10 protein-coding genes and 1 pseudogene are annotated in these 25,802 nt (G+C 67.9%); 5 read left to right on the forward strand and 6 right to left on the reverse strand.

Features of this window, described 5'->3' with window-relative positions; genetic code table 11:
• Positions 1–45: 45 nt before the first annotated feature.
• The 3 genes from CCUG20998_RS21425 to CCUG20998_RS21435 are packed head-to-tail and all read left to right on the forward strand — an operon-like array spanning position 46 to position 2,731.
• Complete coding sequence (locus CCUG20998_RS21425; RefSeq protein ID WP_166436238.1) at positions 46–1,215, forward strand: type III polyketide synthase; 1,170 nt, start codon at positions 46–48, stop codon at positions 1,213–1,215.
• Entirely contained in the window at positions 1,209–1,718 is a 510-nt protein-coding gene (locus CCUG20998_RS21430) for an isoprenylcysteine carboxyl methyltransferase family protein (RefSeq protein ID WP_020729862.1), read from the forward strand. The genes CCUG20998_RS21425 and CCUG20998_RS21430 overlap by 7 nt, the downstream gene beginning before the upstream one ends.
• The gene (locus CCUG20998_RS21435) at positions 1,715–2,731 is read left to right on the forward strand and encodes an NAD(P)/FAD-dependent oxidoreductase (RefSeq protein WP_012395878.1); all 1,017 of its coding nucleotides are present in this window, start codon (positions 1,715–1,717) and stop codon (positions 2,729–2,731) included. The genes CCUG20998_RS21430 and CCUG20998_RS21435 overlap by 4 nt, the downstream gene beginning before the upstream one ends.
• Before the next feature lie 122 nt (positions 2,732–2,853).
• Here CCUG20998_RS21435 and CCUG20998_RS21440 read toward each other — a convergent pair whose 3' ends face one another.
• The 3 genes from CCUG20998_RS21440 to CCUG20998_RS21450 all read right to left on the reverse strand — a co-directional run bounded on the left by CCUG20998_RS21440 (position 2,854) and on the right by CCUG20998_RS21450 (position 14,755).
• Positions 2,854–12,378, reverse strand: a complete 9,525-nt coding sequence (locus tag CCUG20998_RS21440; RefSeq protein WP_116269164.1) for a PE domain-containing protein — start codon at positions 12,376–12,378, stop codon at positions 2,854–2,856.
• Positions 12,379–12,806: 428 nt separating this feature from the next.
• Positions 12,807–13,610: a crotonase/enoyl-CoA hydratase family protein gene (locus tag CCUG20998_RS21445; protein ID WP_020729858.1), complete on the reverse strand. Its 804-nt coding sequence runs from the start codon at positions 13,608–13,610 to the stop codon at positions 12,807–12,809.
• Positions 13,607–14,755 (reverse strand): thiolase family protein, encoded by a 1,149-nt coding sequence (locus tag CCUG20998_RS21450; protein ID WP_020729857.1) that lies wholly within the window; start codon positions 14,753–14,755, stop codon positions 13,607–13,609. The genes CCUG20998_RS21445 and CCUG20998_RS21450 overlap by 4 nt, the downstream gene beginning before the upstream one ends.
• Before the next feature lie 539 nt (positions 14,756–15,294).
• Here CCUG20998_RS21450 and CCUG20998_RS21455 point away from each other — a divergent pair.
• Together CCUG20998_RS21455 and CCUG20998_RS21460 are read left to right on the forward strand one after the other, a co-directional pair.
• Entirely contained in the window at positions 15,295–17,160 is a 1,866-nt protein-coding gene (locus tag CCUG20998_RS21455) for a PPE family protein (protein ID WP_020729856.1), read from the forward strand.
• A gap of 466 nt (positions 17,161–17,626) precedes the next feature.
• Positions 17,627–20,944: a PPE family protein gene (locus CCUG20998_RS21460; protein ID WP_172607208.1), complete on the forward strand. Its 3,318-nt coding sequence runs from the start codon at positions 17,627–17,629 to the stop codon at positions 20,942–20,944.
• A gap of 64 nt (positions 20,945–21,008) precedes the next feature.
• On the opposite strand, the gene CCUG20998_RS21465 is transcribed toward CCUG20998_RS21460, so the two are convergent.
• The 3 genes and pseudogenes from CCUG20998_RS21465 to CCUG20998_RS21475 form a co-directional block, all read right to left on the reverse strand.
• Positions 21,009–22,775 carry a PE family protein gene (locus CCUG20998_RS21465; protein WP_020729854.1) on the reverse strand — a complete coding sequence of 589 codons (1,767 nt, stop codon included), beginning with the start codon at positions 22,773–22,775 and terminating at the stop codon, positions 21,009–21,011.
• 479 nt (positions 22,776–23,254) lie between these two features.
• A pseudogene (locus CCUG20998_RS21470) lies at positions 23,255–24,312 on the reverse strand (cytochrome P450); the annotation flags it as partial.
• 18 nt (positions 24,313–24,330) lie between these two features.
• Positions 24,331–25,779, reverse strand: coding sequence for an aldehyde dehydrogenase family protein (locus CCUG20998_RS21475; protein WP_036456493.1), 1,449 nt, complete (start codon positions 25,777–25,779; stop codon positions 24,331–24,333).
• Positions 25,780–25,802: the final 23 nt, after the last annotated feature.

Genomic DNA, 25,802 nt, shown 5'->3' on the forward strand with positions numbered 1-25,802 from the left:
GACGGTGGGGCCGCGGGGAAGCCGGGCCATCCGGCAGGAGCCGGTCTGAACCGATCCGGAAGCGACACCGTGACTGACCACATGAACACATTCACCGGGGGTAGATCATCGTGCTTCAACTTGCACCGGCCAGCGGGCACGCAGACCTCGAAGACAGATCCGCATGTGGCGGGGGTGGCCGTGAAGTTCCCGCCGAACCGCTACCACCAGGCCGAGGCGATCGGGGCGCTCACCGAGTTCGCCGGTCCGGAGTTTCGCCGGTTCGCGCTCAGCAGCGGGGTTGAAGCCCGCCACACCGCATTGCCGCTGGAACGCTATGCCGAGCTCAACGGTTTTACCGAGGCCAACGACGCCTTCGTCGACGTCGCTCTCGACTTGGGCGAGCAGGCCCTGCGGGCGGCGCTGGACGAAGCAAAGGTCAGGCCCTCCGAAGTCGATGTCATTTTCTCCACCACCGTCACTGGTCTTGCCGTACCCACCCTGGAGGCGCGACTGGCTCACCGAGTGGGGTTGCGCGAAGACGTCAAACGCATCCCGTTGTTCGGTCTGGGCTGTGTGGCCGGGGCCGCCGGGGTGGCCCGCATGCATGACTACCTGCGCGGATTCCCCGATCAGGTGGGCGCTCTGCTCGCGGTGGAACTCTGTTCATTGACGATTCAGCGCCACGACAACTCGGTGGCAAATCTGGTTGCCTCCAGCCTGTTCGGCGACGCCGCCGCGGCCGTGGTCACCAAGGGGGCGCACCGAGTTCCCGGGGCCGGTGCGGCGTCAAACGGATATGCCGGCCCTCGAGTGCTGGCCACCCGCAGCCGGATCTACCCCAACACCGAGAACGTCATGGGCTGGAAGATCGGCACCAGCGGCTTTCAAATCGTTTTGTCGGTCGACGTCGCCACTGTCACCGAGAAGTACCTGGGCGAGGACGTCCGCAGTTTCCTGGCCGACCACGGGTTGACCCCCGAGGATGTGACGACGTGGGTCTGCCATCCTGGCGGGCCCCGCGTGATCGAGGCCGTTGAGACCGTACTGGGGCTACCCGAGGATGCCCTCGCTCACACACGAAACTCGCTACGCAACAACGGAAATCTTTCTTCGGTGTCCATTTTGGATGTATTGCGGGCCAACCTGGCCGACCCGCCGCCGCCCGGTTCGATCGGACTGATGATCGCGATGGGCCCCGCGTTCTGTTCTGAACTAGTGTTGCTGACGTGGTAAGTCCGTATTACCTGCTGATTCTGGCGATCGTCGTCGAACGCGTGGCCGAGCTGGTGATAGCCCAGCGCAATGCGCGGTGGTCTTTCGCGCGGGGCGGCAAGGAGTTTGGCCAACCGCACTACGTGGTGATGGTTGTCTTGCACTCGCTGCTGCTGGTGGGCTGCGTCATCGAACCCTGGGCCCTGCATCGGCCGTTCATCCCATGGCTCGGCTGGCCGATGGTGGCCGTGCTGGTGCTCAGCCAGGGTCTGCGCTGGTGGTGTGTGACGTCGCTGGGGCGACGCTGGAACACCCGGGTGATCGTGCTGCCCGACGAACCGCTGGTGCAAAAAGGGCCCTACCGGTTCCTGCGCCACCCGAACTATGTTGCAGTGGTGGCCGAAGGGTTTGCCCTGCCGCTGGTGCACACCGCGTGGGTGACCGCGCTGAGCTTCACCGTGGCCAACGCCATCTTGCTGACCGTGCGGTTGCGGGTGGAGAACTCCGTGCTGGGCTACTCATGACGACCTACGACACCGACGTGCTGGTCGTCGGCGGTGGCCCCGGCGGACTCGCCACCGCATTGAACGCACGAAAACGGGGGCTCTCGGTCATCGTCGCAGACCCGCGGGAGAGCCCGATCGACAAGGCGTGCGGCGAGGGACTGATGCCGGGTGGTCTAGCGGAGCTGAAGTCCCTCGATGTGGACCCGGCCGGCGTCCCGTTCCAGGGCATCGCGTACGTAAGCCAGCAGCGCCGGGCCGAGGCGCGGTTTCGCACCGGGCCGGGCCGGGGCGTGCGCCGCACCACATTGCACGCAACGCTGGCGGCCCGCGCCAAAGAGCAAGATGCGGAATGGATCAGAACGCGGGTAACCGATGTCGTCCAAGACGCGCACGGCGTGACCGCTGCGGGTGTGCGCGCCAAATGGTTGGTGGCAGCCGACGGCCTGCATTCCGCGGTACGACGCGCGGTCGGAATAACGGCGACGGCCGGTACTCCACGCCGCTACGGCGTGCGCCGGCACTACCGCGTGCCGGCTTGGTCGGAGTTCGTCGAAGTGCACTGGTCCCCGTGGGGCGAGGCGTACGTCACCCCGGTAGAACCGGATCTGGTCGGGGTGGCGATCCTGTCCCGTCAGCGACCTGAAATCGATTGGTTCCCATGGCTTGCGCAGCAGCTGCGGGGCGCCAGTCCCGGGGCCGCGCGGGGCTGCGGCCCGCTGCGACAAGTGGTCTCGCGCCGCGTCGCCGGACGCGTGCTGCTGGTCGGCGATGCGGCCGGTTACGAAGACGCGCTGACCGGTGAGGGTATCAGCCTGGCTGTCAAGCAAGCGGCCGCCGCGGTGCGTGCCATCGCCGATAACGACCCGGCGTCGTATGAGGCTGCGTGGCATCGGGTTACGCGCAGTTACCGCTGGCTCACGCGCGGGCTGGTGTTGGCCAGTGCGCCACGCCCGGCGCGCCGTGCCATCGTGCCGGCATGCGCACTGTTACCCCCGGTGTTCCGGTATGGGGTAAACATCCTGGCAAGCTGACGGCCCAGCCGGGCGGGTGTCAGGCCGGCGCTGTGCACCCCGGCCACCGGTCATTCCGGCGCCAGGAAACCATCGTTGCCCGCCCGAATCCAGATCGGGCCGATCTCCTCGGCAGCTCACTGTCAGCCGTCCGCGCCGGGGGTGCCGTTATTGCCATCGGCGCCGGCGGCCCCATTACCTAATTCGCCATATCCGCCCGCGCCGCCGGAGGCAGCCCCACCGCCGGCGCCTCCGGGCCCGCCAGGCTGACCGTTCCCGCCGTCGCCACCGTCGCCACCGTCGCCCCCGGCACCGCCGTCACCTCCTTTTCCAGGCGAAAGAGGCACACTGCAATCGCCGCCGAGCCCACCCGCGCCGCCATCGCCACCAATCCCGCCGCTCCCGCCGAGACCGCTGGTGCCGGTACCGCCGACCCCTCCGAAACCACCGACACCGCCGGCGCCGCCGGCACCACCGAAGTTGGCCGACTGGATGCTGCGGGTCAGATTCTGCGCACCTGCGCCGCCCCCACCGGCAGCCCCTCCGCTACCACCGTCGCCGCCGATCTGCCCGTTGCCACCAATACCGCCGTTGCCGCCGACGCCACCTACGCCTCCGGCACCGCCGACGGATCTCGATGTGTTGGGAGAATCGCTCACGCCTCCGGCGCCACCGGTGCCGCCGCCACCGCCACTACCGGCGGCACCGCCCGTGCCCAATGCAGCAAAGCCGCCATTGCCGCCAACTCCGCCAGCACCGCCAGCACCGCCAGCACCGCCAGCACCATTGGTTCCAGTGAAACCGGTGGAGCCGATGCCGCCGGCTCCGCCGATGCCACCGTCGCCACCGACGCCACCCACGCCACCCACGGAGCGGGCGACGCCACCCAAGCCGCCGGCACCGCCGACCCCGCCGTCGCCGGCCGACGCGGGAGTAGACGACGTACCGCGCATTACGCCAAGGCCAGCATTGCCGCCGGTCCCGCCATTGCCGCCGTCACCTCCAGCCCCGCCGGCCACCGCACCGATGGCGCCACTGCCGCCCGCTCCGCCGCTGCCCCCCAAGCCGCCGTTACCGGCCGCGGCGCCAACAAGCGCAAAGCCGTTTCCTCCGGCACCAGCATTTCCGCCATTCCCACCAATGCCACCGGAACCGGCGATGCCGCTAGAACCTTCACCGTCGCCGGCGAAGCCACCGGCCCCACCTGCCCCACCACGCCCACCATTCCCGCCGTGCCCGCCGTGATATATCACGTTGCCATTGGCGCCATTGCCGGCATCACCAGCGTTCCCGCCGATACCGCCGTTGCCACCGTTACCGTTGACGCCCCCGGCCGAGGCGGAACCACCGTTGCCGCCGATCCCACCGACGCCCCCGTGACCGCCGCTGCCGCCGAAGAGACCGTCCGAACCAGTTGTTCCGTAGCCGCCGCGGCCGCCAGCACCACCGTCGCCCCCGTTGCCGCCAACACCCGCAGCGCCGTAGTCGCCCCCTTCGCCCGCACCGGCGGCTCCCCCAAAGCCAGCCCTGCCACCGGAACCCCCTTGCCCCCCTGCGCCACCGGGGCGACCGCTGCCGTCGATCCCACCGCCGGGGGCGCCATTGGCCCCGTCCCCGCCTCTGCCACCGACGCCACCGACACCACCATTACCGCCGGCACCGCCGTCACCGGCCACACCACCGTTGGCGGCCCCGCCCTGCCCGCCAGTACCGCCCGCGCCGCCAGCCCACCCGGAGCCTCCTGCCCCGCCGCCGTCGGGGCCGGCTACACCCGCGTCACCGGCGCCGCCATTACCACCTACACCGCCGGTGCCGCCGACACCGGCGGCGCCCACGGCACCACCACCATCCTGGCCGGCCGCACCTCCAGCGCCGGCGGCACCACCGCTACCGCCAGCACCTCCGGCACCCCCGACCCGCTGATAGCGCACCGCGCTACCCCCGTCGCCACCTGGACCGCCGAGTCCTCCGTTGCCGCCTTGGCCGCCAGCGCCGGCGCTGCCGCCGGTGACGCCGGCACCGCCCGCACCGCCCGCACCGCCTGCACCGCCGCCACCGCCAACAGCGCCATCACCACCGGCGACACCAGCGGCGCCCCTGAGTCCGTTGCCACCGCTACCGCCGTCACCGCCAAGACCACCGACCCCACCGGCACCGGCCGCGGTGGCCCCGGCACCGACCGCCCCGCCAGCCCCGGCAGCCCCGCCCTGGCCACCGACACCACCCGCACCACCGGCAGCCACGCCCAAACCACCGTTGCCACCACTACCACCGACACCACCGCTACCGCCAGCACCGCCACCGACACCACCCGCACCACCGGCACCTCCGAAGCCGCCACCGCCGCCGGCCCCGCCCACCTCGCCGGGATTACCACCAACATCCCCACCAGCACCGGCCGCACCACCGCTACCGCCCTGGCCGCCCGCACCACCGATCCCGGCGAGGCCCCCACCTCCACCGATACCGCCCGCACCGCCATCACCACCACGCCCACCGGCCGCCGCGTAGCTATCGATCCCCCTGCCACCAGCACCGCCGGCACCACCAGACCCGGCCGCACCGCCCACACCGCCGCCGCCTACGCCGCCACCGGCACTCCCGCCATCCCCGCCCCGGCCGCCGCCACCACCGGCACCAGCCACGGTCGTGCTCGAACCACCAGCGCCACCGCGACCGCCCAAACCACCGGCACCGCCATCACCGTTGGTGCCGCCCAGGCCCCCCGAATCGCCCCCGGCGCCCCCGACACCACCAGCACCACCGACCTGACCTGCCAACCCGGATCCCCAACCAGCACTACTGCCCACACCCCCAGCACCGCCGGCACCACCGGTCCCGCCGTCACCACCGGCACCCAGGCCACCAGCACCGGATCCAGCCCCACCTCCGGCTCCGCCGGCGCCACCAGCGCCACCGGCCCCGCCGGGCCTCGACGCCAACCCACTATCAGCACCCACACCGCCAACACCACCGGCACCGCCAGCACCGCCGGCACCGTTGATCCCACCAACGCCAGCCGCGCCCCCGATCCCGCCGGCACCGCCGGCACCGCCGTCATAGCCGAACAAGCCCGGCCCATCAGCCGCACCGCCCGCACCGCCAGCACCGCCAACGCCACCCGCGCCACCAACTCCGGCATTGCCTACGCCGCCGCCGCTACCACCGGCACCGGTTACGCCCCCAGCCCCGGCATCGCCTCCGGCGCCACCCACACCACCTCGACCACCGTCGGTGCGATCCCCACCAGCGCCGGCGCCACCAGCACCACCGGTCCCGCCGTCGCCACCGGCACCACCAACACCGTTGACACCCCCCACGCCCGAAGCGCCCCCAGCACCACCAGCGCCACCAGCACCCCCAGCAAAACCAACGCCCCCGGGATCGCCCGGGGTGCTCGCAGCCACACCGGTATCCCCGGCCCCGCCATTACCCCCGGCGCCACCGGTACCACCGGTACCCGCCGCACCAACCACGCCTCCACTGCCGGCGCCGGCGGCACCTCCGACTCCGGCCGCACCACCGGCACCACCATCACCACCCGCGCCACCGGCAAGCTGATGGCCCACACCGCCAGCCCCATCACCACCAGCACCACCACGCCCACCGGTGCCACCAACACCACCATCACCAGCTGTGCCATCCAACCCGGCCGCACCACCTTGGCCGCCTGCACCACCAGCACCCCCGACAGCGCCGGCCGTACCCGGGCGCCCTCCGACCCCGTGCCCGTTGCTGCCTTGAGCTCCAATGCCCCCGGTTCCGCCTTGCCCACCGGTGCCGCCGGTACCGCCGGCGCCAGCCAGTCCCTGGGCCCCGGCCTCACCGCCAGCCCCGGCTGCTCCTCCGGCGCCACCTTTGCCACCTTGGCCGCCGGGGTCACCCGACTGGTACCCGTCGCCGCCGGTCCCGCCGATACCCCCGGAGCCGCCGCTACCGCCATGACCTCCCACCCCGCCTGGGCCGTCGCCGGCCGTGCCACCCTGGCCGCCCGCGCCGCCCGCACCGCCAGCCCCGCCTACGAGGGCGACTGCGCTGGCGCCGCCGGCGCCGCCGGCGCCTCCGTTACCACCGCTACCGCCGGCTCCGGCAAGCCCGCCGACGGCGGCCCCACCCTGGCCACCTTGACCGCCGTCACCACCAACACCGCCGGCGTAACCAAGGTTTGAGCCCAATTCACGACCCGAGGCGCCACCAGCACCGCCATCGCCGCCGCTACCGCCACTACCGGCACTACCGGCGGCGCCGCCTGAACCGGCCCCCGCGCCACCGGCTGAACCGGCCGCGCCACCGGCCCCGCCGATCCCGCCGGCACCGCCAGTGCTGTAGGTGTCGCCGTTACCGCCGCCGCCGCCGGTTCCACCGGCGCCACCGATTCCGCCATCGCCGCCGGTTCCGGCTTTTCCACCCCCAATGCCCCCGCCGCCGCTGCCACCGGCTCCGGCCGCACCCCCGACCCCGCCATCACCGCCAGCACCACCACCGACAACACCTGCACCTGCAGCCCCTTCGGCACCCACACCACCGGCGCCACCATCACCACCGGCGCCGCCAACACCGGCAGTGCCACCCGCGCCAGCCCCGCCCCCAACGCCGCCAGCACCGCCGGCGCCACCGGCCCACCCGGTGCCCCCGGCACCGCCCGGGGCGCTCGCAGCCGCACCCGCGTCCCCGGCACCACCATCCCCACCTACACCACCGCTGCCGCCGGCCCCCGCGGACCCGGCCGTGCCACCACCACCGACACCGGCCGCACCACCGGCTCCCGCCGCGCCACCGACACCCCCATCACCGCCAGCACCACCGGCAAGCTCATGCCCCACACCACTAGCCCCATCACCACCGCCACCACCACGCCCGCCGACGCCACCCGCACCGCCATCACCAGCAGTACCCCCAGCTGCGGCCGCACCCCCGGCGCCGCCGTCACCGCCCGCACCGCCGGCCCAGCCGGTGCCCCCGGCACCGCCCGGGGCGCTCGCAGCCGCACCCGCGTCCCCGGCACCACCATCACCACCTACACCACCGCTGCCGCCGGCCCCCGCGGACCCGGCCGTGCCGCCACCACCTTGGCCGGCCGCACCACCGGCTCCCGCCGCGCCACCGACACCCCCATCACCGCCAGCACCACCGGCAAGCTCATGCCCCACACCACTAGCCCCATCACCACCGCCACCACCACGCCCGCCGACGCCACCCGCACCGCCATCACCAGCAACGCCACCCGCGCCAGCCCCGCCCCCGGCGCCGCCGTCACCGCCCGCACCGCCAGCCCACCCGGTGCCCCCGGCACCGCCCGGGGCGCTCGCAGCCGCACCCGCGTCCCCGGCACCACCATCCCCACCTACACCACCGCTGCCGCCGGCCCCCGCGGACCCGGCCGTGCCACCACCACCGACACCGGCCGCACCACCGGCTCCCGCCGCGCCACCGACACCCCCATCACCGCCAGCACCACCGGCAAGCTCATGCCCCACACCACTAGCCCCATCACCACCGCCACCACCACGCCCGCCGACGCCACCCGCACCGCCATCACCAGCAACGCCACCCGCGCCAGCCCCGCCCCCGGCGCCGCCGTCACCGCCCGCACCGCCAGCCCAGCCAGTAGCCCCGGCCCCGCCCGGGGCGCTCGCAGCCGCACCCGCGTCCCCGGCACCACCATCCCCACCTACACCACCGCTGCCGCCGGCCCCCGCGGACCCGGCCGTGCCGCCACTACCTTGGCCGGCCGCACCACCGGCGCCGGCCGCGCCACCGACACCCCCATCACCGCCAGCACCACCGGCAAGCTCATGCCCCACACCACTAGCCCCATCACCACCGCCACCACCACGCCCGCCGACGCCACCCGCACCGCCATCACCGGCAGTGCCACCCGCGCCAGCCCCGCCCCCGGCACCACCGTCACCGCCCGCACCGCCAGCCCAGCCGGTGCCCCCGGCCCCGCCCGGGGCGCTCGCAGCCGCACCCGCGTCCCCGGCACCACCATCCCCACCTACACCACCGCTGCCGCCGGCCCCCGCGGACCCGGCCGTGCCACCACCACCGACACCAGCCGCACCACCGGCTCCCGCCGCGCCACCGACACCCCCATCACCGCCAGCACCACCGGCAAGCTCATGCCCCACACCACTAGCCCCATCACCACCGCCACCACCACGCCCGCCGACGCCACCAACACCACCATCACCAGCAGTACCCCCAGCTGCGGCCGCACCCCCAACGCCGCCAGCACCGCCCGCACCGCCAGCCCAGCCAGTGCCCCCGGCACCGCCCGGGGCGCTCGCAGCCGCACCCGCGTCCCCGGCACCACCATCCCCACCTACACCACCGCTGCCGCCGGCCCCCGCGGACCCGGCCGTGCCACCACCACCTTGGCCGGCCGCACCACCGGCTCCCGCCGCGCCACCGACACCCCCATCACCGCCAGCACCACCGGCAAGCTCATGCCCCACACCACTAGCCCCATCACCACCGCCACCACCACGCCCGCCGACGCCACCAACACCACCATCACCAGCAACGCCACCCGCGCCAGCCCCGCCCCCGGCGCCGCCGTCACCGCCCGCACCGCCAGCCCAGCCAGTGCCCCCGGCACCGCCCGGGGCGCTCGCAGCCGCACCCGCGTCCCCGGCACCACCATCACCCCCGGAACCGCCAGCACCGCCGGCCCCCGCGGACCCGGCCGTGCCACCACCACCGACACCGGCCGCACCACCGGCTCCCGCCGCGCCACCGACACCCCCATCACCGCCAGCACCACCGGCAAGCTCATGCCCCACACCACTAGCCCCATCACCACCGCCACCACCACGCCCGCCGACGCCACCAACACCGCCATCACCAGCACTACCCCCAGCTGCGGCCGCACCCCCAACGCCGCCAGCACCGCCCGCACCGCCAGCCCAGCCAGTGCCCCCGGCACCGCCCGGGGCGCTCGCAGCCGCACCCGCGTCCCCGGCACCACCATCCCCACCTACACCACCGCTGCCGCCGGCCCCCGCGGACCCGGCCGTGCCACCACCACCTTGGCCGGCCGCACCACCGGCTCCGGCCGCGCCACCGACACCCCCATCACCGCCGGCACCACCGGCAAGCTCATGCCCCACACCACTAGCCCCATCACCACCGCCACCACCACGCCCGCCGACGCCACCCGCACCGCCATCACCAGCAACGCCACCCGCGCCAGCCCCGCCCCCGGCGCCGCCGTCACCGCCCGCACCGCCAGCCCACCCGGTGCCCCCGACACCGCCCGGGGCGCTCGCAGCCGCACCCGCGTCCCCGGCACCACCATCACCCCCGGAACCGCCAGCACCGCCGGCCCCCGCGGACCCGGCCGTGCCACCACCACCTTGGCCGGCCGCACCACCGGCGCCGGCCGCGCCACCGACACCCCCATCACCGCCGGCACCACCGGCAAGCTCATGCCCCACACCACTAGCCCCATCACCACCGCCACCACCACGCCCGCCGACGCCACCCACACCGCCATCACCAGCACTACCCCCAGCTGCGGCCGCACCCCCGGCGCCGCCGTCACCGCCCGCACCGCCAGCCCACCCGGTGCCCCCGGCCCCGCCCGGGGCGCTCGCAGCCGCACCCGCGTCCCCGGCACCACCATCCCCACCTACACCACCGCTGCCGCCGGCCCCCGCGGACCCGGCCGTGCCACCACCACCGACACCGGCCGCACCACCGGCTCCCGCCGCGCCACCGACACCCCCATCACCGCCAGCACCACCGGCAAGCTCATGCCCCACACCACTAGCCCCATCACCACCGCCACCACCACGCCCGCCGACGCCACCCACACCACCATCACCAGCAGTACCCCCAGCTGCGGCCGCACCCCCGGCGCCGCCAGCACCGCCCGCACCGCCAGCCCAGCCAGTGCCCCCGGCACCGCCCGGGGCGCTCGCAGCCGCACCCGCGTCCCCGGCACCACCATCACCCCCGGAACCGCCAGCACCGCCGGCCCCCGCGGACCCGGCCGTGCCACCACCACCGACACCGGCCGCACCACCGGCTCCCGCCGCGCCACCGACACCCCCATCACCGCCAGCACCACCGGCAAGCTCATGCCCCACACCACTAGCCCCATCACCACCGCCACCACCACGCCCGCCGACGCCACCCACACCACCATCACCAGCACTACCCCCAGCTGCGGCCGCACCCCCGGCGCCGCCGTCACCGCCCGCACCGCCAGCCCAGCCAGTGCCCCCGGCCCCGCCCGGGGCGCTCGCAGCCGCACCCGCGTCCCCGGCACCACCATCACCCCCGGAACCGCCAGCACCGCCGGCCCCCGCGGACCCGGCCGTGCCACCACCACCGACACCGGCCGCACCACCGGCTCCCGCCGCGCCACCGACACCCCCATCACCGCCAGCACCACCGGCAAGCTCATGCCCCACACCACTAGCCCCATCACCACCGCCACCACCAACGCCACCAACACCTCCAACACCACCATCACCGGCGGTACCCAGCCAGCCAGCGCCACCACCAGAGCCTCCGGCGCCGCCAGCCCCACCAGATCCACCGACACCGCCGACACCACCGGGAACAACCGCATCCCCACCGCTAGTACCCGCGCCGCCCACACCACCGGCGCCTCCTGCGCCACCCTCCCCAAACAAGCCACCGCCACCACCGGAGCCACCAGCACCACCGTCACCGCCAGCAAAGCCACCCGGCAAACCAGCAAAACCCGCCCCACCATCGCCACCAATTCCACCCGCACCGATCAACCACCCACCATTGCCACCGGACCCGCCCGTCCCACCGCCAGCACCACCGGCACCGCCCGCACCACCACCGCCAAACACACCCGTACCACCACCAACACCCCCAACACCCCCAACAACACCCACACCACCGGAACCACCAACACCCCCGGACCCACCATCTCCGAACACCCAGCCACCACGACCTCCCACACCACCAGCCCCACCCGCAACGCCAACATCGCCAGCGCCACCAGCGCCACCGGAACCACCACCGCCAAACAACCCCGCGCTACCTCCGGCACCGCCGATAGCACCCACTCCACCAGCACCGCCAGCGCCACCCACACCGGCCAACCACCCACCGCTACCTCCCACACCACCCGCACCACCCGCACCACCACGGCCACCAGCGCCACCAGCACCGATCAGACCCGCCGAGCCGCCCGCACCACCCACAGCACCGGGGTTAGTACTCACCCCACCCGCGCCACCATTGCCCCACAACAACCCACCAGCCCCACCCGACTGCCCCACCCCACCCACAGTGCCCCCGTCGGCACCATCACCAATCAGCGGTCGCCCCAACAACATCTGCGTAGGAGCGTTGACCATCCCCCAGACATCGCGCTGCAAACCCTGCAACGACAGCACACCTGAGGACTCAGCCCACCCATAGGAATCTGCCCCCGCACCCAACAGCGCCGCGACCCGAGCGTGAAATCCCGCCGCCTCAACAGCGATCCGCTGATAGTCACGCCCGTACATGCCGAACAACTCCGCGATCGCCGCCGACACCTCGTCACCACCAGCAGCCAGTAACTCGGTAGTGGCCGCCGCCGCAGCAGTGTTCGCCGCACCCACCGCCAACCCGATACCGGCCACATCGGCCGCAGCCGCACTCACCAACTCCGGACTCACCCACACAAACGACACCTCACAACCGCCTTCCCCAAGCGACAGAGACCCAGCAAGGCGCATCCAACAACCGCGACCTCAATGCATTCACAACAAAACCGCGCGATCACCCGCCACAGGGCGCAGGGACCCGCAGACGGCTAGCGGACCGCCAACCGCCCACCCACCGACAAAGTCCGAGCCGAAACACCAGACAGGACAACCGGTCTGGCGTCACACAGATCGCACACATCGAGGTGCCGAACGCACCAGAACATCAAACCGGGGCCGCTTCACCTGTAGAAGTCACACCGCCAGGGCTGAGACGAAATCCCGATCAAGCCATGGCGGTGCGCCCGGGCAAACGGGGCGCCGCGTCTAGCCCACCCCGTAGAGATTCACTCGACACACGGACCCAAAGCGGCCCAGCCAAACCCGTCCGGCCGCATCCGATGTCGTCGCGCGCTTCAGCGCGCCTTCCAGACCGGCTCCCGCTTCTGCGCAAACGCCAGCGGCCCCTCTTTGGCGTCTTCGGATCGAATCAGGGATCGCATCTCGCGCATAGTGCGTTCCCAACCCCGTTCTTCATCGGCGACAACTCCGTCGTCGACCCCGTAGGCGATGCGCTTGCTCGCCCGCACCGACAGCGGCGCGTTCACGGTGACCCGGGCGGCCAATGCCAGGGCCGCATCCAGCACCGCCCCCTGCTTGACGACCTGGTTGATCAGGCCCCACTCATAGGCGTCGGATGCCGTGATCGGCTCGCCGGTCAACAACATCTCCATCGCCACCTTGCGGGGCAGCTGGTTCACGATCCGAAAGACTCCCCCGGCGGCCGCGATCAACCCACGTTTGACCTCGGGCAGTCCGAACTTGGCGCGTTCGTCGGCCAGCACCAGGTCGCTGGCAAGCGCCAGCTCGGTGCCGCCGCCTAGGGCGGTGCCGTTGACTGCCGCGATGGTGGGCTTGTCGATGAAATGATGGACGTAGCCCGCGAAACCCCACTCGTTGTGGTCGGGGTGGTAGATGTTCTCCCGCCGCGAGATGGCCAACAAGTCAGCTCCGGCACAAAACGACTTATCGCCGGCGCCGGTGATCACCACGGCGCGGACCTCGGGGTCATTTTGCGCCGATTCCAGCGCATCTCCGACCGCGACGCTGACCGCCCCGTTGATGGCGTTACGGGCTTCGGGCCGGTTGATCGTTACGACCATGACATTGCCGCGGTGTTCGACCAGCCCGGCGGGCTGGTCGTCACCGGCGTCTGTCACAAGAGCTCCAAGACAGTGGCGTTGGCTTGACCACCACCCTCGCACATCGTCTGTAAGCCATAGCGAATTCCGTTGTCCCGCATGTGGTACAGCAGCGTGGTCATCAGCCGAGCACCCGATCCTCCCAGCGGGTGACCCAACGCAATCGCACCCCCGTTGGGGTTGAGCCGGTTCTCGTCGGCGCCGATGTCACGCAGCCAGGCCAGCGGAACCGGAGCGAATGCCTCGTTGACCTCGTATGCCCCGATGTCGCCAATACTGAGCCCGGATCGCTTGAGCACCTTCTGGGTTGCCGGGATCGGCGCGGTCAGCATGATCACCGGGTCGGCCCCCGCAAGTACCGCGGTGTGCACCTTGGCAATCGGCCTCATCCCCAGCGACTTAGCCTTTTCGGCGGACATGAACAAGAGTGCCGCCGAACCATCGGAAATCTGCGACGAGTTACCGGCATGGATCACGCCGTCTTCCTTGAACGCCGGCTTCAGCGCTGCCATCTTTTCCATCGGCGTTCCGCGCCGGATACCTTCATCCTTGAGTACGGGGTTGCCATCCTGGTCCTTGATGCCGACGATCTGATCATCGAATGCCCCGGAATCTTGTGCGGCAGCTGCTTTTTCGTGCGACATCAAGGAGAACTCGTCGAGCATGGTTCGGCTCAATCCCCACTGCTCGGCAATCATCTCGGCACCAAGGCCCTGGTTAGGGATGCGGCCGTCATAGCGTTCCAGGAAGGTCTGCGAATACGGCCGCCCACCATTGGCCAGCGAAGAACCCATAGGGGTTCGCGACATCGACTCCACCCCGCCGGCGACGACGACGTCATAGTGCCCGGCCACCACGCCGGCCGCGGCGAAGTGCACCGACTGCTGACTCGAACCGCACTGGCGGTCGACCGTCACGCCCGGGACCGTTTCGGGCCAGCCGGCCGTCAGCAGCGAGGTGCGGGCGATATCGAGCGCCTGCTCGCCAGCTTGCATGACGCAGCCCCAGATGACGTCATCCACGATCTCCGGGTCGATGCCGGCCTTGTCAGCCAGTCCGTTGAGAACCTGCGCAGATAGATCCGCGGGGTGTACGCCGGATAGCGCGCCATTGCGCTTGCCGACCGGTGAGCGCACCGCTTCTACGATGACGGCTTCAGCCATGATGATGTCTCCTTTGACATTTTCCGTACGTCAGGCACTTCAGGAACACATTGATCTTCAATCTATTGAAGCCCAGGCGGGTGGACGGCGCCCGACCGGGGTAGTTCAGCCGGCGCACCGCGACGGCACCGAACTCCCTTGCACCACGTAATCGGGCGAGCAGCCCCTTGGGCAATTGGTCTCGGACGTGCGCGTCGAGTCGCGCAAAATCTCACAGGCTTCGCCCGCGGCGACACAAAGATAGGCGCTTTGGCGAAAACGCAAATGTCGTCCCGCAATTGTCATAGTGTCTTGTCTGCCAACGCGCATAAGGTGTGACGGGATTGGCCCGATGTCGTATGCGGGCGAGACTGCAGTTTCTGCGGCCGCACCCGCAATGGCCGCCAGCCGCAACCTAATCCGGCTATGGGAGGTCGCGGTGCGCTTGGCAGACAGGGGACGGGCGATTGAGATGCGCGCGAGGCAGCTTGCGGGGTTTGTGATTTCGCGAACATAGCGGCCGTCTCCGAGTGTGCGGCCAGCGGAGAAGGGAAGACCTGATGAACTTCATGATGTTGCCTCCGGAGGTCAACTCGGCGCTGATGTTCACCGGCGCCGGATCAGCCCCAACGCTGGCGGCCGCCACGGCCTGGGACGGACTGGCCGCCGAGCTGGGCGAGGCAGCTGAGGCGTTTTCGTCGGTCACCTCGGGGTTAGCGAGCGGATCCTGGCAGGGGCCCGCTGCCGCCGCGATGGCGGCAGCGGCCGCACCGTATGCCGGTTGGCTGAGCGCGGCAGCAACTCAGGCGCTGGGCGCTGCCACGCAGGCCAAGGCGGCCGCGGCGGTATTTGAGTCGGCGCAAGCGGCCACCGTGCACCCGGAGTTGGTGCTGGCCAACCGCAATCAGCTGGTGTCGCTGGTGCTCTCCAACCTGTTTGGCCAGAACGCGCCGGCGATCGCCGCCACCGAATCTACCTATGAAGAGCTATGGGCCCAGGACGTGGCAGCGATGGTGGGCTACCACGGCGGTGCGTCGGCCGTGGCCGCGCAACTGGCACCGTGGCAGCAGGCAATACAGGCCCTACCGGGCCGGGTCGCCGCAATGGCCACAACTGGACCGGCCGCGTCAGCGGCAGCTGCACTCGCGTCCGGCCCGGCCGCGGCGCTGGGCATTGGCAACAACGGCAGCGGGAACTTCTTGAGCATCGGCAATATCGGCAACAACAACTTTGGCAGCGGAAACACTGGCTCAGCCAACCTGGGCGGCGGGAATATCGGCAACGGGAACCTGGGCAGCGGCAACACCGGCAACGTAAATCTGGGTAACGGAAACAACGGTTTCTTCAATTTCGGTAACGGGAACTTGGGCGATACCAACTTCGGTTCGGGAAACTCAGGAAATCTCAACCTCGGTAGCGGCAACCGCTTCGGCAGTGGAAACATCGGTTTCGGGAACCGCTTCGGCGATGGGAACTTCGGTAGCGGCAACGCCGGCAGCTACAACTTCGGCACCGGGAACAACGGTTCCTTCAATATCGGCAGCGGCAACAACGGTGACTCCAACATCGGCTTCGGCAACTTCGGCACCAACAACCTGGGCTTCGGCAACAACGGCAGCAACAACATCGGGTTTGGGCTCAGCGGCAGCAATCAGATCGGCATCGGCGGCCTGAACGCCGGCATAGGCAACATGGGCTTCGGGAACGCGGGCGACAACAACGTCGGCTTCTTCAACTCGGGCAGCAACAACATCGGCTTCTTCAACTCAGGCGACGGCAACTTCGGCTTCGCAAACGCGGGTTCCACCAACACCGGATTCTGGAACTCCGGCGGCACCAATACGGGCTTCGGGAACGGGGGCAGCCTCAACTTCGGCTTCGGCAATGGTGGCGTGGAAAACATGGGGCACGGCAACGCAGGTAGCTTCAACATGGGCTTTGGGAACGGTGGAGGCGGCAACACGGGCTTCTACAACTCGGGCACCTACAACACGGGCTTCTCCAACGCGGGTGAGACCAATACGGGCTGGGAAAACTCGGGCAACGTCAACACGGGTGGCTACAACTCGGGCGGCTTGAACACCGGCATCGGCAGTCCCGACACACAAGCCGGACCGAACTCCGGCTTTGGCCACTCCGGAAGCGGCAACTCCGGCTTCTTCAACTCTGGCGACGGCAACTCCGGCTTCCAGAACAGCAACACCGGCGTCTCTGCGAACGGCCACTCTGGAGTGCGCAATTCCGGTGACGCTACCAACGTCGGGTTCAGCAACTCAGGCAGCAATAACACAGGAATATTCAATACCGGGACCTTCAACACGGGGATAGCCAACTCGGGCAGCGACAGCTCGGGCCTACTGATTTCCGGCACCAACAGCTCGGGCGCGCTGAACTCTGGAGACGATCAGTCCGGTTTCAACAACTAGCCATCGTCACTTCGCCCTAAATCAGATTCCAATTCTAGTATTTGCCACCGAGGGATTCGCCCGCCTAATCGGCTCCGCACCGGGTGCGTCGGACTTAGGCGCGAAGATGTCATTACCCCTGCTCAGACTGCGTGCGGGATTTCCGCACGCCCCATCGAAGGCCTCGAACATAAAGCTAGAATAGAACTCTAGTTTATTAGTTTATCGAAACTAGAATTACTTTCCATTAATTGCACCCCTTGCTTAAACAGTAAGAAATCGGCGAAAACCAATAATCGCGACGGACTTCGTATTACGTTGCCAATACCGCGTGGCTTACACACGGGGCTACGAGCACAGCGCTATTGACAGAAGGCACGCCAGATAGCCGCATTCCGGGCTGCGGACGGTTGGGGAGACGCAGGGCCGGCCGCTGCTGGTTCCCTTTGCCGACGTCGGCCTAGATCAACACAGAAGGGGTGTCGTGATGAACTTTATGATGTTGCCGCCCGAGATCAATTCGGCACGAATATTCGCCGGTGCTGGGGTCGGCCCAACGCTGGCCGCGGCGGCGGCGTGGGACGGGCTGGCCGCCGACCTGGCTTCAGCAGCCCAGTCATTCTCCGCTATCACCATGGGACTCGTGGGCGAGGCGTGGCAGGGCGCAGCGGCGACGGCGATGGCCGCTGCGGCCAGACCTTATGCGAGCTGGCTGGGCACCGCAGCGGCGCGCGCCGCGGTGACGGCCGCCCAGGCTAACGCGGCCGCTGCCGTCTTTGAAGCGGCGCAAGCGGCGACGGCGCATCCCGAGCTAGTGGCGGCCAACCGCAATCAGTTGGTGTCGCTGGTCGTGTCAAACCTGTTCGGCCAGAACGCCCCTGCCATCGCCTCGACCGAGGCCGCATACGATCAGCTGTGGGCCCAGGACGTGGCAGCGATGGCGGGCTATCACAGTGGAGCCTCAGCGGTGGCCGCGCAGCTGGCACCGTGGCAGCAGGCGTTGCGCACCCTGCAGAACCGGGTGGCCGGGGCAACGACGGCACTGCCTTCGTCCGGGCCCGCGGCCGCCGCGGCGCTGCCCGGCGCGGCCGCGGTTGGGTTCCCGGTTCTGCACATCGGCAACATCGGTTTCGCGAACCTAAGTGTCGGCAACATCGGCGACTACAACCTGGGCAGCGGCAACACCGGATCGTTCAACCTGGGCAGCGGAAATATCGGCGACGCCAGCCTGGGCAGCGGAAATGCGGGCAACGCAAACCTGGGCAGCGGGAACCAGGGCTTCTTCAACCTCGGCAGCGGAAACACCGGCAACATCAACTTCGGCAGCGGAAACCGCTTGGGCAGCCTTAACTTTGGCCTCGGCAATGCGGTGGGCGACGCGAACTTCGGCTGGGGCAACGCCGGTAGTTCAAACCTGGGCCTCGGAAACTTCGGATCCCTCAACTGGGGTAGCGGGAACAACGGCAGCACGAACTTCGGCAGCGGCAACACTGGCTCACTGAATCTGGGCAGCGGAAACGCGGGCGACTCCAATGTGGGCTTCGGCAACTTCGGTAGTAACAACTTTGGATTCGGCAATAACGGGAACAACAACATCGGCATCGGCCTCAACGGCGATGATCTGATCGGCATCGGAGCACTCAACTCGGGTGCCGGGAACCTCGGTTTTGGAAACTCCGGCACCAACAACATTGGCTTCTTCAACTCCGGCGACAACAACATCGGATTTTTCAACTCCGGAAGCGGAAATTTCGGGTTCGAGAACGCTGGCGATATCAATACCGGCTTCTGGAACGGGCGCGATACCAACACCGGTTTCGGGAACTCCGGCCTGAGCAACTTTGGTTTCGGCAATTCTGGCGTCAACAACGTGGGCGCGGGAAACGGCGGCTCTTCGAATGTGGGCCTCGGGAACGCAGGCCTGCTCAATACGGGAAGTTTCAATTCGGGCAACTTCAATACTGGCGATTTCAATTCCGGCAGCGTGAATACCGGGTACTTTAACTCGAGCGGCCACAACACCGGGCTGGGCAACTCGGGTTTCACCAATACGGGTTTCTTCAACTCTGGTGACCTCAATACAGGAATGGGAAGTCCGGAGGACCAGTCCGTGGCGAACTCGGGATTCCGGAATGCCGGTTCCGGAAATTCGGGCTTCAATAATACCGGCAGCTTCAGTTCCGGGTTCTTCAACAGCACCAACAGCAATTCCGGATTCCTGAACGCGGGCGGGACCGTTAACTCCGGTATCAACAATTCAGGCAATACCAACGCGGGCATCGGCAACTTGGGCGACGACAACTTCGGTCTGTTCAACAACGGGACATTCAACACCGGAGCGGGGAACTCCAGCGGCGGCGCCGTGTTCCCCTACACCTCGGGACTGTTCAACTCCGGCAACGGCAGCTCGGGTGTATTCAACGCCGGCGACGAGCAGTCCGGCTTCTTCGGCACCTCTGGTCTTGTGCGCACCGGCACGGACGGCCTGGCCGCCGCGACGACGTCAGGGTTGCCCGCATTAGACCTACCGGCTCCCAACTTGGGCATCGGCAATGCCGGCGTGGGCAACCTCGGTTTGGGCAACATCGGCGATTACAACCTGGGCAGTGGCAACACCGGCGACGCCAACTTCGGATTCGGCAATATCGGACAGGCCAACCTGGGCAGCGGCAACGCCGGAAACACGAACCTGGGCAGCGGAAACATCGGCTCCACCAACTTCGGTAGCGGCAACATCGGAGCACTCAACCTGGGCAGCGGAAACCACGGTGACGCAAACCTCGGGTTCGGAAACTTCGGGGACGGCAACATCGGCAGCGGGAACCACGGTGCCGGCAACTTCGGCAGCGGAAACACCGGAAGCAGAAACCTGGGCAGCGGAAACGCCGGCTCCACCAACTTCGGTAGCGGCAACCACGGCAACTCAAATGTCGGGTTGGGCAATTTCGGCAACAACAATCTTGGCCTGGGCAACAACGGCAGCAACAACATCGGCTTCGGGCTCACCGGCGACAACCTGGTCGGCATCGGCGCGCTGAACTCGGGTGCCGGAAACCTCGGTTTCGGCAATACCGGTGACAACAACATCGGGTTGTTCAACTCGGGCGACAACAATGTGGGCTTCTTCAACTCCGGCGACGGCAACTTCGGCCTGGCGAACTCCGGTGACACCAACACCGGTTTGTGGAACGCCGGATCCACGAATACCGGCTTTGGCAATGCCGGCAGCGCCGACTTCGGCTTTGGCAACGCCGGCGACCGCAACATGGGCTTCGGAAACGCGGGCGCGGCAAACATGGGCGCCGGAAACTCCGGCTCCTACAACGCCGGCAGCTTCAACTCAGGCACCCTGAACACCGGCGACTTCAACGGGGGCGACCACAACACCGGGTGGGGCAACTCCGGCAACACCAACACCGGCGGGATCAACTCGGGCGACCTCAACACGGGGTTCGGCAGCTCGGCCGACCAGGCCGTCACAAACTCCGGTTTCGGAAACAACGGAAGCGGCAATTCAGGATTCAACAACACCGGCGACACGAACTCCGGTTTCCACAACGCCAACACGAGCGCGCTGTTCAGCGGTCACTCGGGTCTGCTCAACGCTGGCGGCAGCCAAAGCGTGGGAATCAACAACACCGGCAGCTTCAACACCGGCCTGTTCAACACCGGTTTCCGGACCGCGGGCATCGCCAACTCGGCCACAAACGGCCTCCTTACCGCGACTTCGGGCGTGGCCAACTCGGGCAACAACAGCTCCGGAGGATTCAATGCCAACCCCGACCAATCGGGGTTCTTCAACTAGCCCCCGGGCCGCACGCCGCCGCTACGCCACGGCAACCCTGCGATGGTGCGGGATCTCCCGCGGGTCAGGGAAGCGGATGTGGTGTCCCGAACAGGATCGTGTCGAGTGCGTACGAGATGACTATTAACTGGAATCCGCCGGCAAGTGTGATCAGTCCCGTGCTGGCGGCGATCGGATTGCCGATCGCGTTGATCAGTCCCTCTATGGGCTGGCCGTTGATTGCCTGGATCACTCCGTCCAGGAACAGGTTGAGGTTGTAGCTGGGCAGAGTGAATACAAGCTCACTGGCGATATCCGTGGTCGGCAGCAATGTCGCGTAGGCCGTCGAGAGCGTCTTGACGAAGCCACCCGAGATCGAGCTATTCGCCGCCTGCACCGCCAAGATGAAGTCCTCGATTGATGAGGCCGGAGATGTCGAAGGCGGCAACGCCGGCGTACCTGCCCATGGCGGATTCGCCGTCAATGTGTGCGCTATGTCCGATAGCGGAATGCTGGGCGGCCCCTGGGCTTGGAGCGCAGCGCCCGAGTTGACGATTCCCTGCTGCGTCCCCGCGGCTAGGTGCTCGGCCACCGTGAGCGGGCTGACCGGCGGGAACAAGCCAAACGGTGTGGGCACATTAGCCGGCCCGGTGTCGTAGCCGTAGGCCGGGTCGCCATAACCCAAGTTCACCAGCACCCTCAGATTTGGCTCCAGCAGTTCAGCCAGCGGGTCGCCCACGTAGGGGATGAAGCGCAGCGGCGCCAGCAACGGCAGGTGCTCAGTTGGAATCATGTAGTACGTGCTCTGGGTTGGGCCCTCGGTGGGCAACTGAACGGCTGAGTCGAGCTGCGCCTGCGTGAGATGCTGATAGTCAGCGTGCACGAACGGGATACCCATAACTGCGTTGATGTCGGCAAGCAAGTTGATCGGGTAGCGCGGGAAGTCGGCGAAGCCGTCGTATTCGAGCGTGTAACTGACGGTCGGAAAAGCATTGTCTGGAGTCGCACCGTAGAACGTGAAACCCAAGCTCGGCAACGTGAGGTCGGGGAACCGAGCAAGCACGCCGCCGTTGGGATTCATTGGGTTGCCGAGCAATACGAAATTGACTTGTGAACTCGTGACGCCTTCGGCCAAGAGCTTCGGCATCACGAGCGAGGAGAGCACCGCGCTTTGGGAGTAGCCCAAAACAGCGACGGAACTCCCGGCGGGCAGGGCAGCGAGCTGCTGCAGGATAGCGTCGTTGAGTATCGTTGCACCCCGGGCCAGCGATATGTCCAGGGTCAAATCCTTGATGCCAGTAAATGGGTATAGCCCGTTGGGGGTGGATACGCCTTGCGGGGCGGTCGCAGAGGGGAAATTCGGCTCGACGTACTTGGTGTAGACGTCGCTGATGTAGCTTGCCGAAGGTGTCGGCACACCACTTTCACTCAGGATCAACGCGGCCTCAACGGGTTTCAGAGGAGCCCCTGCCAGCAACGCTGTCGCTGATGCCGCCACACTTTCCGGTCCGCTGAGCACCGGCGCGAACAGGTTCGCGACTGGTTCGGTGAGCCCCGCAAGCGCCTTCACGGCCGCCGCCTCGGCGCGCACATAGGAGTCGCTGGCCGCGAACAACGTCTGCGCAAACGCATCGTGAAAAGCCGCCGCTTGCCGGCTGACCGCCTGGTACCCCTGGGCGTAGTTGTCGAACAGCGTCGCTATGGCCTCAGATACCTCATCGGCGGCCGCCGCAGCCAGGCCGGTTGTTGGCCCTGCCACGGCCAGATCAGCTTGATCGATCGCTAGACCGATTTCAGCCACTTCCGTAGCCGTTGCGGTCATCGCCTGTGGGCTCACGAGCAGATCGGTCACTGCCAATCCTTCCTTAGCGCTGGAACTGGGCATAGCACGCTGGCCACGGTCACAAGCTGAGCAGCGCTGGGGATCTCAACTTCTTCCGGCGCCGCCAGGCCACGAACACCCGCCCCGCATGCAGGTCCGCATACGTGGTTACGTCCTTGGCCAAAATCCTTGAATCGCAGTCGAACATCGATATTCAAGCGTTCTCGTTGTGGGCACTGATCCGTCTTCCGCCGGTGTCCCTACCTGGCCGATGTCAGGGTTTGGTTATCGTTCTCGCGTCGACAACCAGACCGACCCGATCGACGTCCATCGCCGTCAGTCGGTTCGTCCTTTCCCTGGTCATGGCGGGGCACCGTGCATCGATTAAACAGCCAAGCCCTCTATGAATTCTCAACACTGCTTGAATTGGCCTGATGCCGCGGCTATTGCCACGGGACCGCTACCCGGTGGTCTGAAGAACTTGCGGCCTATGCGATGCCCTAGGACGGATCGAACACGACCCGCATCTCGAGCCGGGCCAGGTGCATGCCGAGGCAGACGTGGACCCCATGCCCGAAGCCGATATGCGCCCTCACCGGGCGCAAGATGTCGAAGCGATCCGGATCGGAGTAACGGTCCTCTTGCCGGTTGGCGGCGCCCAACATCGGCATCACCGAGGATCCGGCGGGGATGGGCACCCGGCTGATGGTCAGCAGCGGCGACTCCCAGCGCACCGCCTCCTCGATCGCCTGCGGCACCAGTGACCGATCGGCGCGAACCGCGTCGAGTTGATCCGCATTGCTCAGCAAGCCGTAGAGCAGGTTGCCCAATGAGCGGTAGGTGGTTTCGACGCCGGCCGGAAGTAGCAGTCGCAGAACGAAAAGATCTCCTCATCGGAGAGTTTCTCCCCGTCGATCTGCGCTTGTGCCAGCTCGCTGATCAGATCGTCGCGGGGCTGTTGGCGCCGTGCGGTCAGAATCGGAGCGAAGTAGTCCTGCAGCGCCGCCGCTGCTGCGCGCCCCCGCTGCGGGTTGACGGTGAAGCTCAGCAGCGAGATCGACCAACGCTGAAATTGTGGATAGTCCTCGCGCGGCAGCCCGAGCAGCCCTGCGATGATCTGGGTGGGATAGGGAAAGGTGAATTCCTTCACCAAATCGGCACGGCCGCGGGCGACGAGCCGGTCGATCAGGCTATTGCCCACCCGGCCGACCAGCTCGTCCTCCCAGCGCGCCAATGCTTTCTGCGAGAACGCTTTTGCCATCAAAGCCCTATGCCGACCGTGCTCGGGCTCGTCCATCCCGAGCATGACATGGCTGCCCAGCACGTCACCGAAAGCGTCGATGATGATGGCCGAGGAGAACGTCTCGTTGTCACGCAACAGCTGAGCGACGTCCTCATGGCGGTAGACGATGAAAACCGGCTTGGACTGCTCGTGCGGCATGGCCGAGAAGTCGATGCGTTGCACTGGTTCCTCGCGCCGCAGCCGGGCCAACTCGGTGCAGGGGTCCCGGACGTCACCAGAGACCACATCGTCGAAGGCCCCGAAGTCTTCAAGATCATCGAACAGCTGAAAAACGCGACTCCCTTATCCGGCCGGATAACCCACCGATTTGATCTGGGTGTACTGGTCGAACCCCGCGACACCGTTCTGTCGTCCCACCCCGCTGTCCTTGTATCCGCCGAACGGTGTGTCAGCCCCGTAGGGAGCACCGCCGTTGACGCCTATGAAGCCGGCCCGCAGCCGCCGGGCCACCGCCAGGGAGTGTTCCAACGAACCCGACATCACGTTGCCGGCCAACCCGTACACGCTGTCATTGGCGATCCGGATCGCGTCTTCTTCGGTGTCGAATGGGATCACCGAAAGCACCGGGCCGAAGATCTCTTCCTGGGCGATGGTCATGGAGTTATCGACGTCAACGAAAAGCGTTGGCCGCACATAGAATCCCCGGTCGAAACCGGTCGGCGCATCCGGCCCGCCAACCAGGCACGTGGCGCCCTCTTCGACACCCTTGTTGATGTAGCCGAGCACGCGCTTGCGTTGTTTGGCCGAGATCACCGGACCACACAGGGTCGCGGGGTCCTGGGGATCGCCCGGCATGACGTTGTCGTAGATGCTCTTGAGGATCGCCACCCCTTCGTCGTAGCGCGATCGCGGCAACAGCATCCGGGTCGGGTTGGCGCAGCCCTGCCCAGCATGCATGCAGGGGGCGATGCCGATTGCGCACGCCAGCCCGAATTCGGCGTCTTCCAAGACGATGGTGGCCGACTTACCCCCCAGCTCCAAGAACAGCCGCTTCATGGTGGCCGCACCTTTTTCCATGATGTGTTTGCCGACAGCGGTCGAGCCGGTGAACGAGATCATGTCGACCTTGGGCGAAAGGGTGAGCTCCTCCCCCACCAAGTGGTCCGAGGCGGTGACCACGTTGACGACCCCCGGTGGAATGTCCGTCTTTTCCGCGATCAGCCGGCCCAGGAGGGTCGCGTTGAACGGGGTGTCCGGCGCCGGTTTGAGCACCACGGTGTTGCCAGTGCCCAGCGCCTGGCCGAGCTTGTTAATGGTGACTTCGAACGGGAAATTCCACGGCACGATCGCACCCACCACACCGACGGGCTCCCGCCAGACTTTGCGGGTGGTCAGTTGACCGGTGATGCTGACCAGCACGTCGCCCAGGTCGGTCTCCCACGGGTATTCGTCGATCAGCTTGGCGGGATAGCGCAGCGCGTCGGCTAGCGGCGCATCCAACTGGGGCCCGAAGGTGATCGCGCGAGGCGCCCCGGCCTCGAGAATGAGTTCTTCACGTAGCTCTTCCCGTTCGGCCTCGATGGCCTGCTGGAGTTGCTCGAGACAGCGCTTGCGCAACGCATGGTTGGTTGACCAGTCGGTCTCATCGAACGCCCGTCGGGCCGCGTCGACGGCGCGGCGCATGTCGGCTTTCGACGCGTCGGCGACTTCCCCTAGCGGCTCCTCGGTGGCCGGGTTGATATTGGTGAAGGTGCCGGCCTGGCCGTCGACGAGCTTGCCGTCGATCATCATCTTGGACTCGAACCGAACCTCGA

It is taken from the genome of Mycobacterium marinum, assembly GCF_003391395.1.
In the GTDB taxonomy this organism is placed as follows: domain Bacteria; phylum Actinomycetota; class Actinomycetes; order Mycobacteriales; family Mycobacteriaceae; genus Mycobacterium; species Mycobacterium marinum.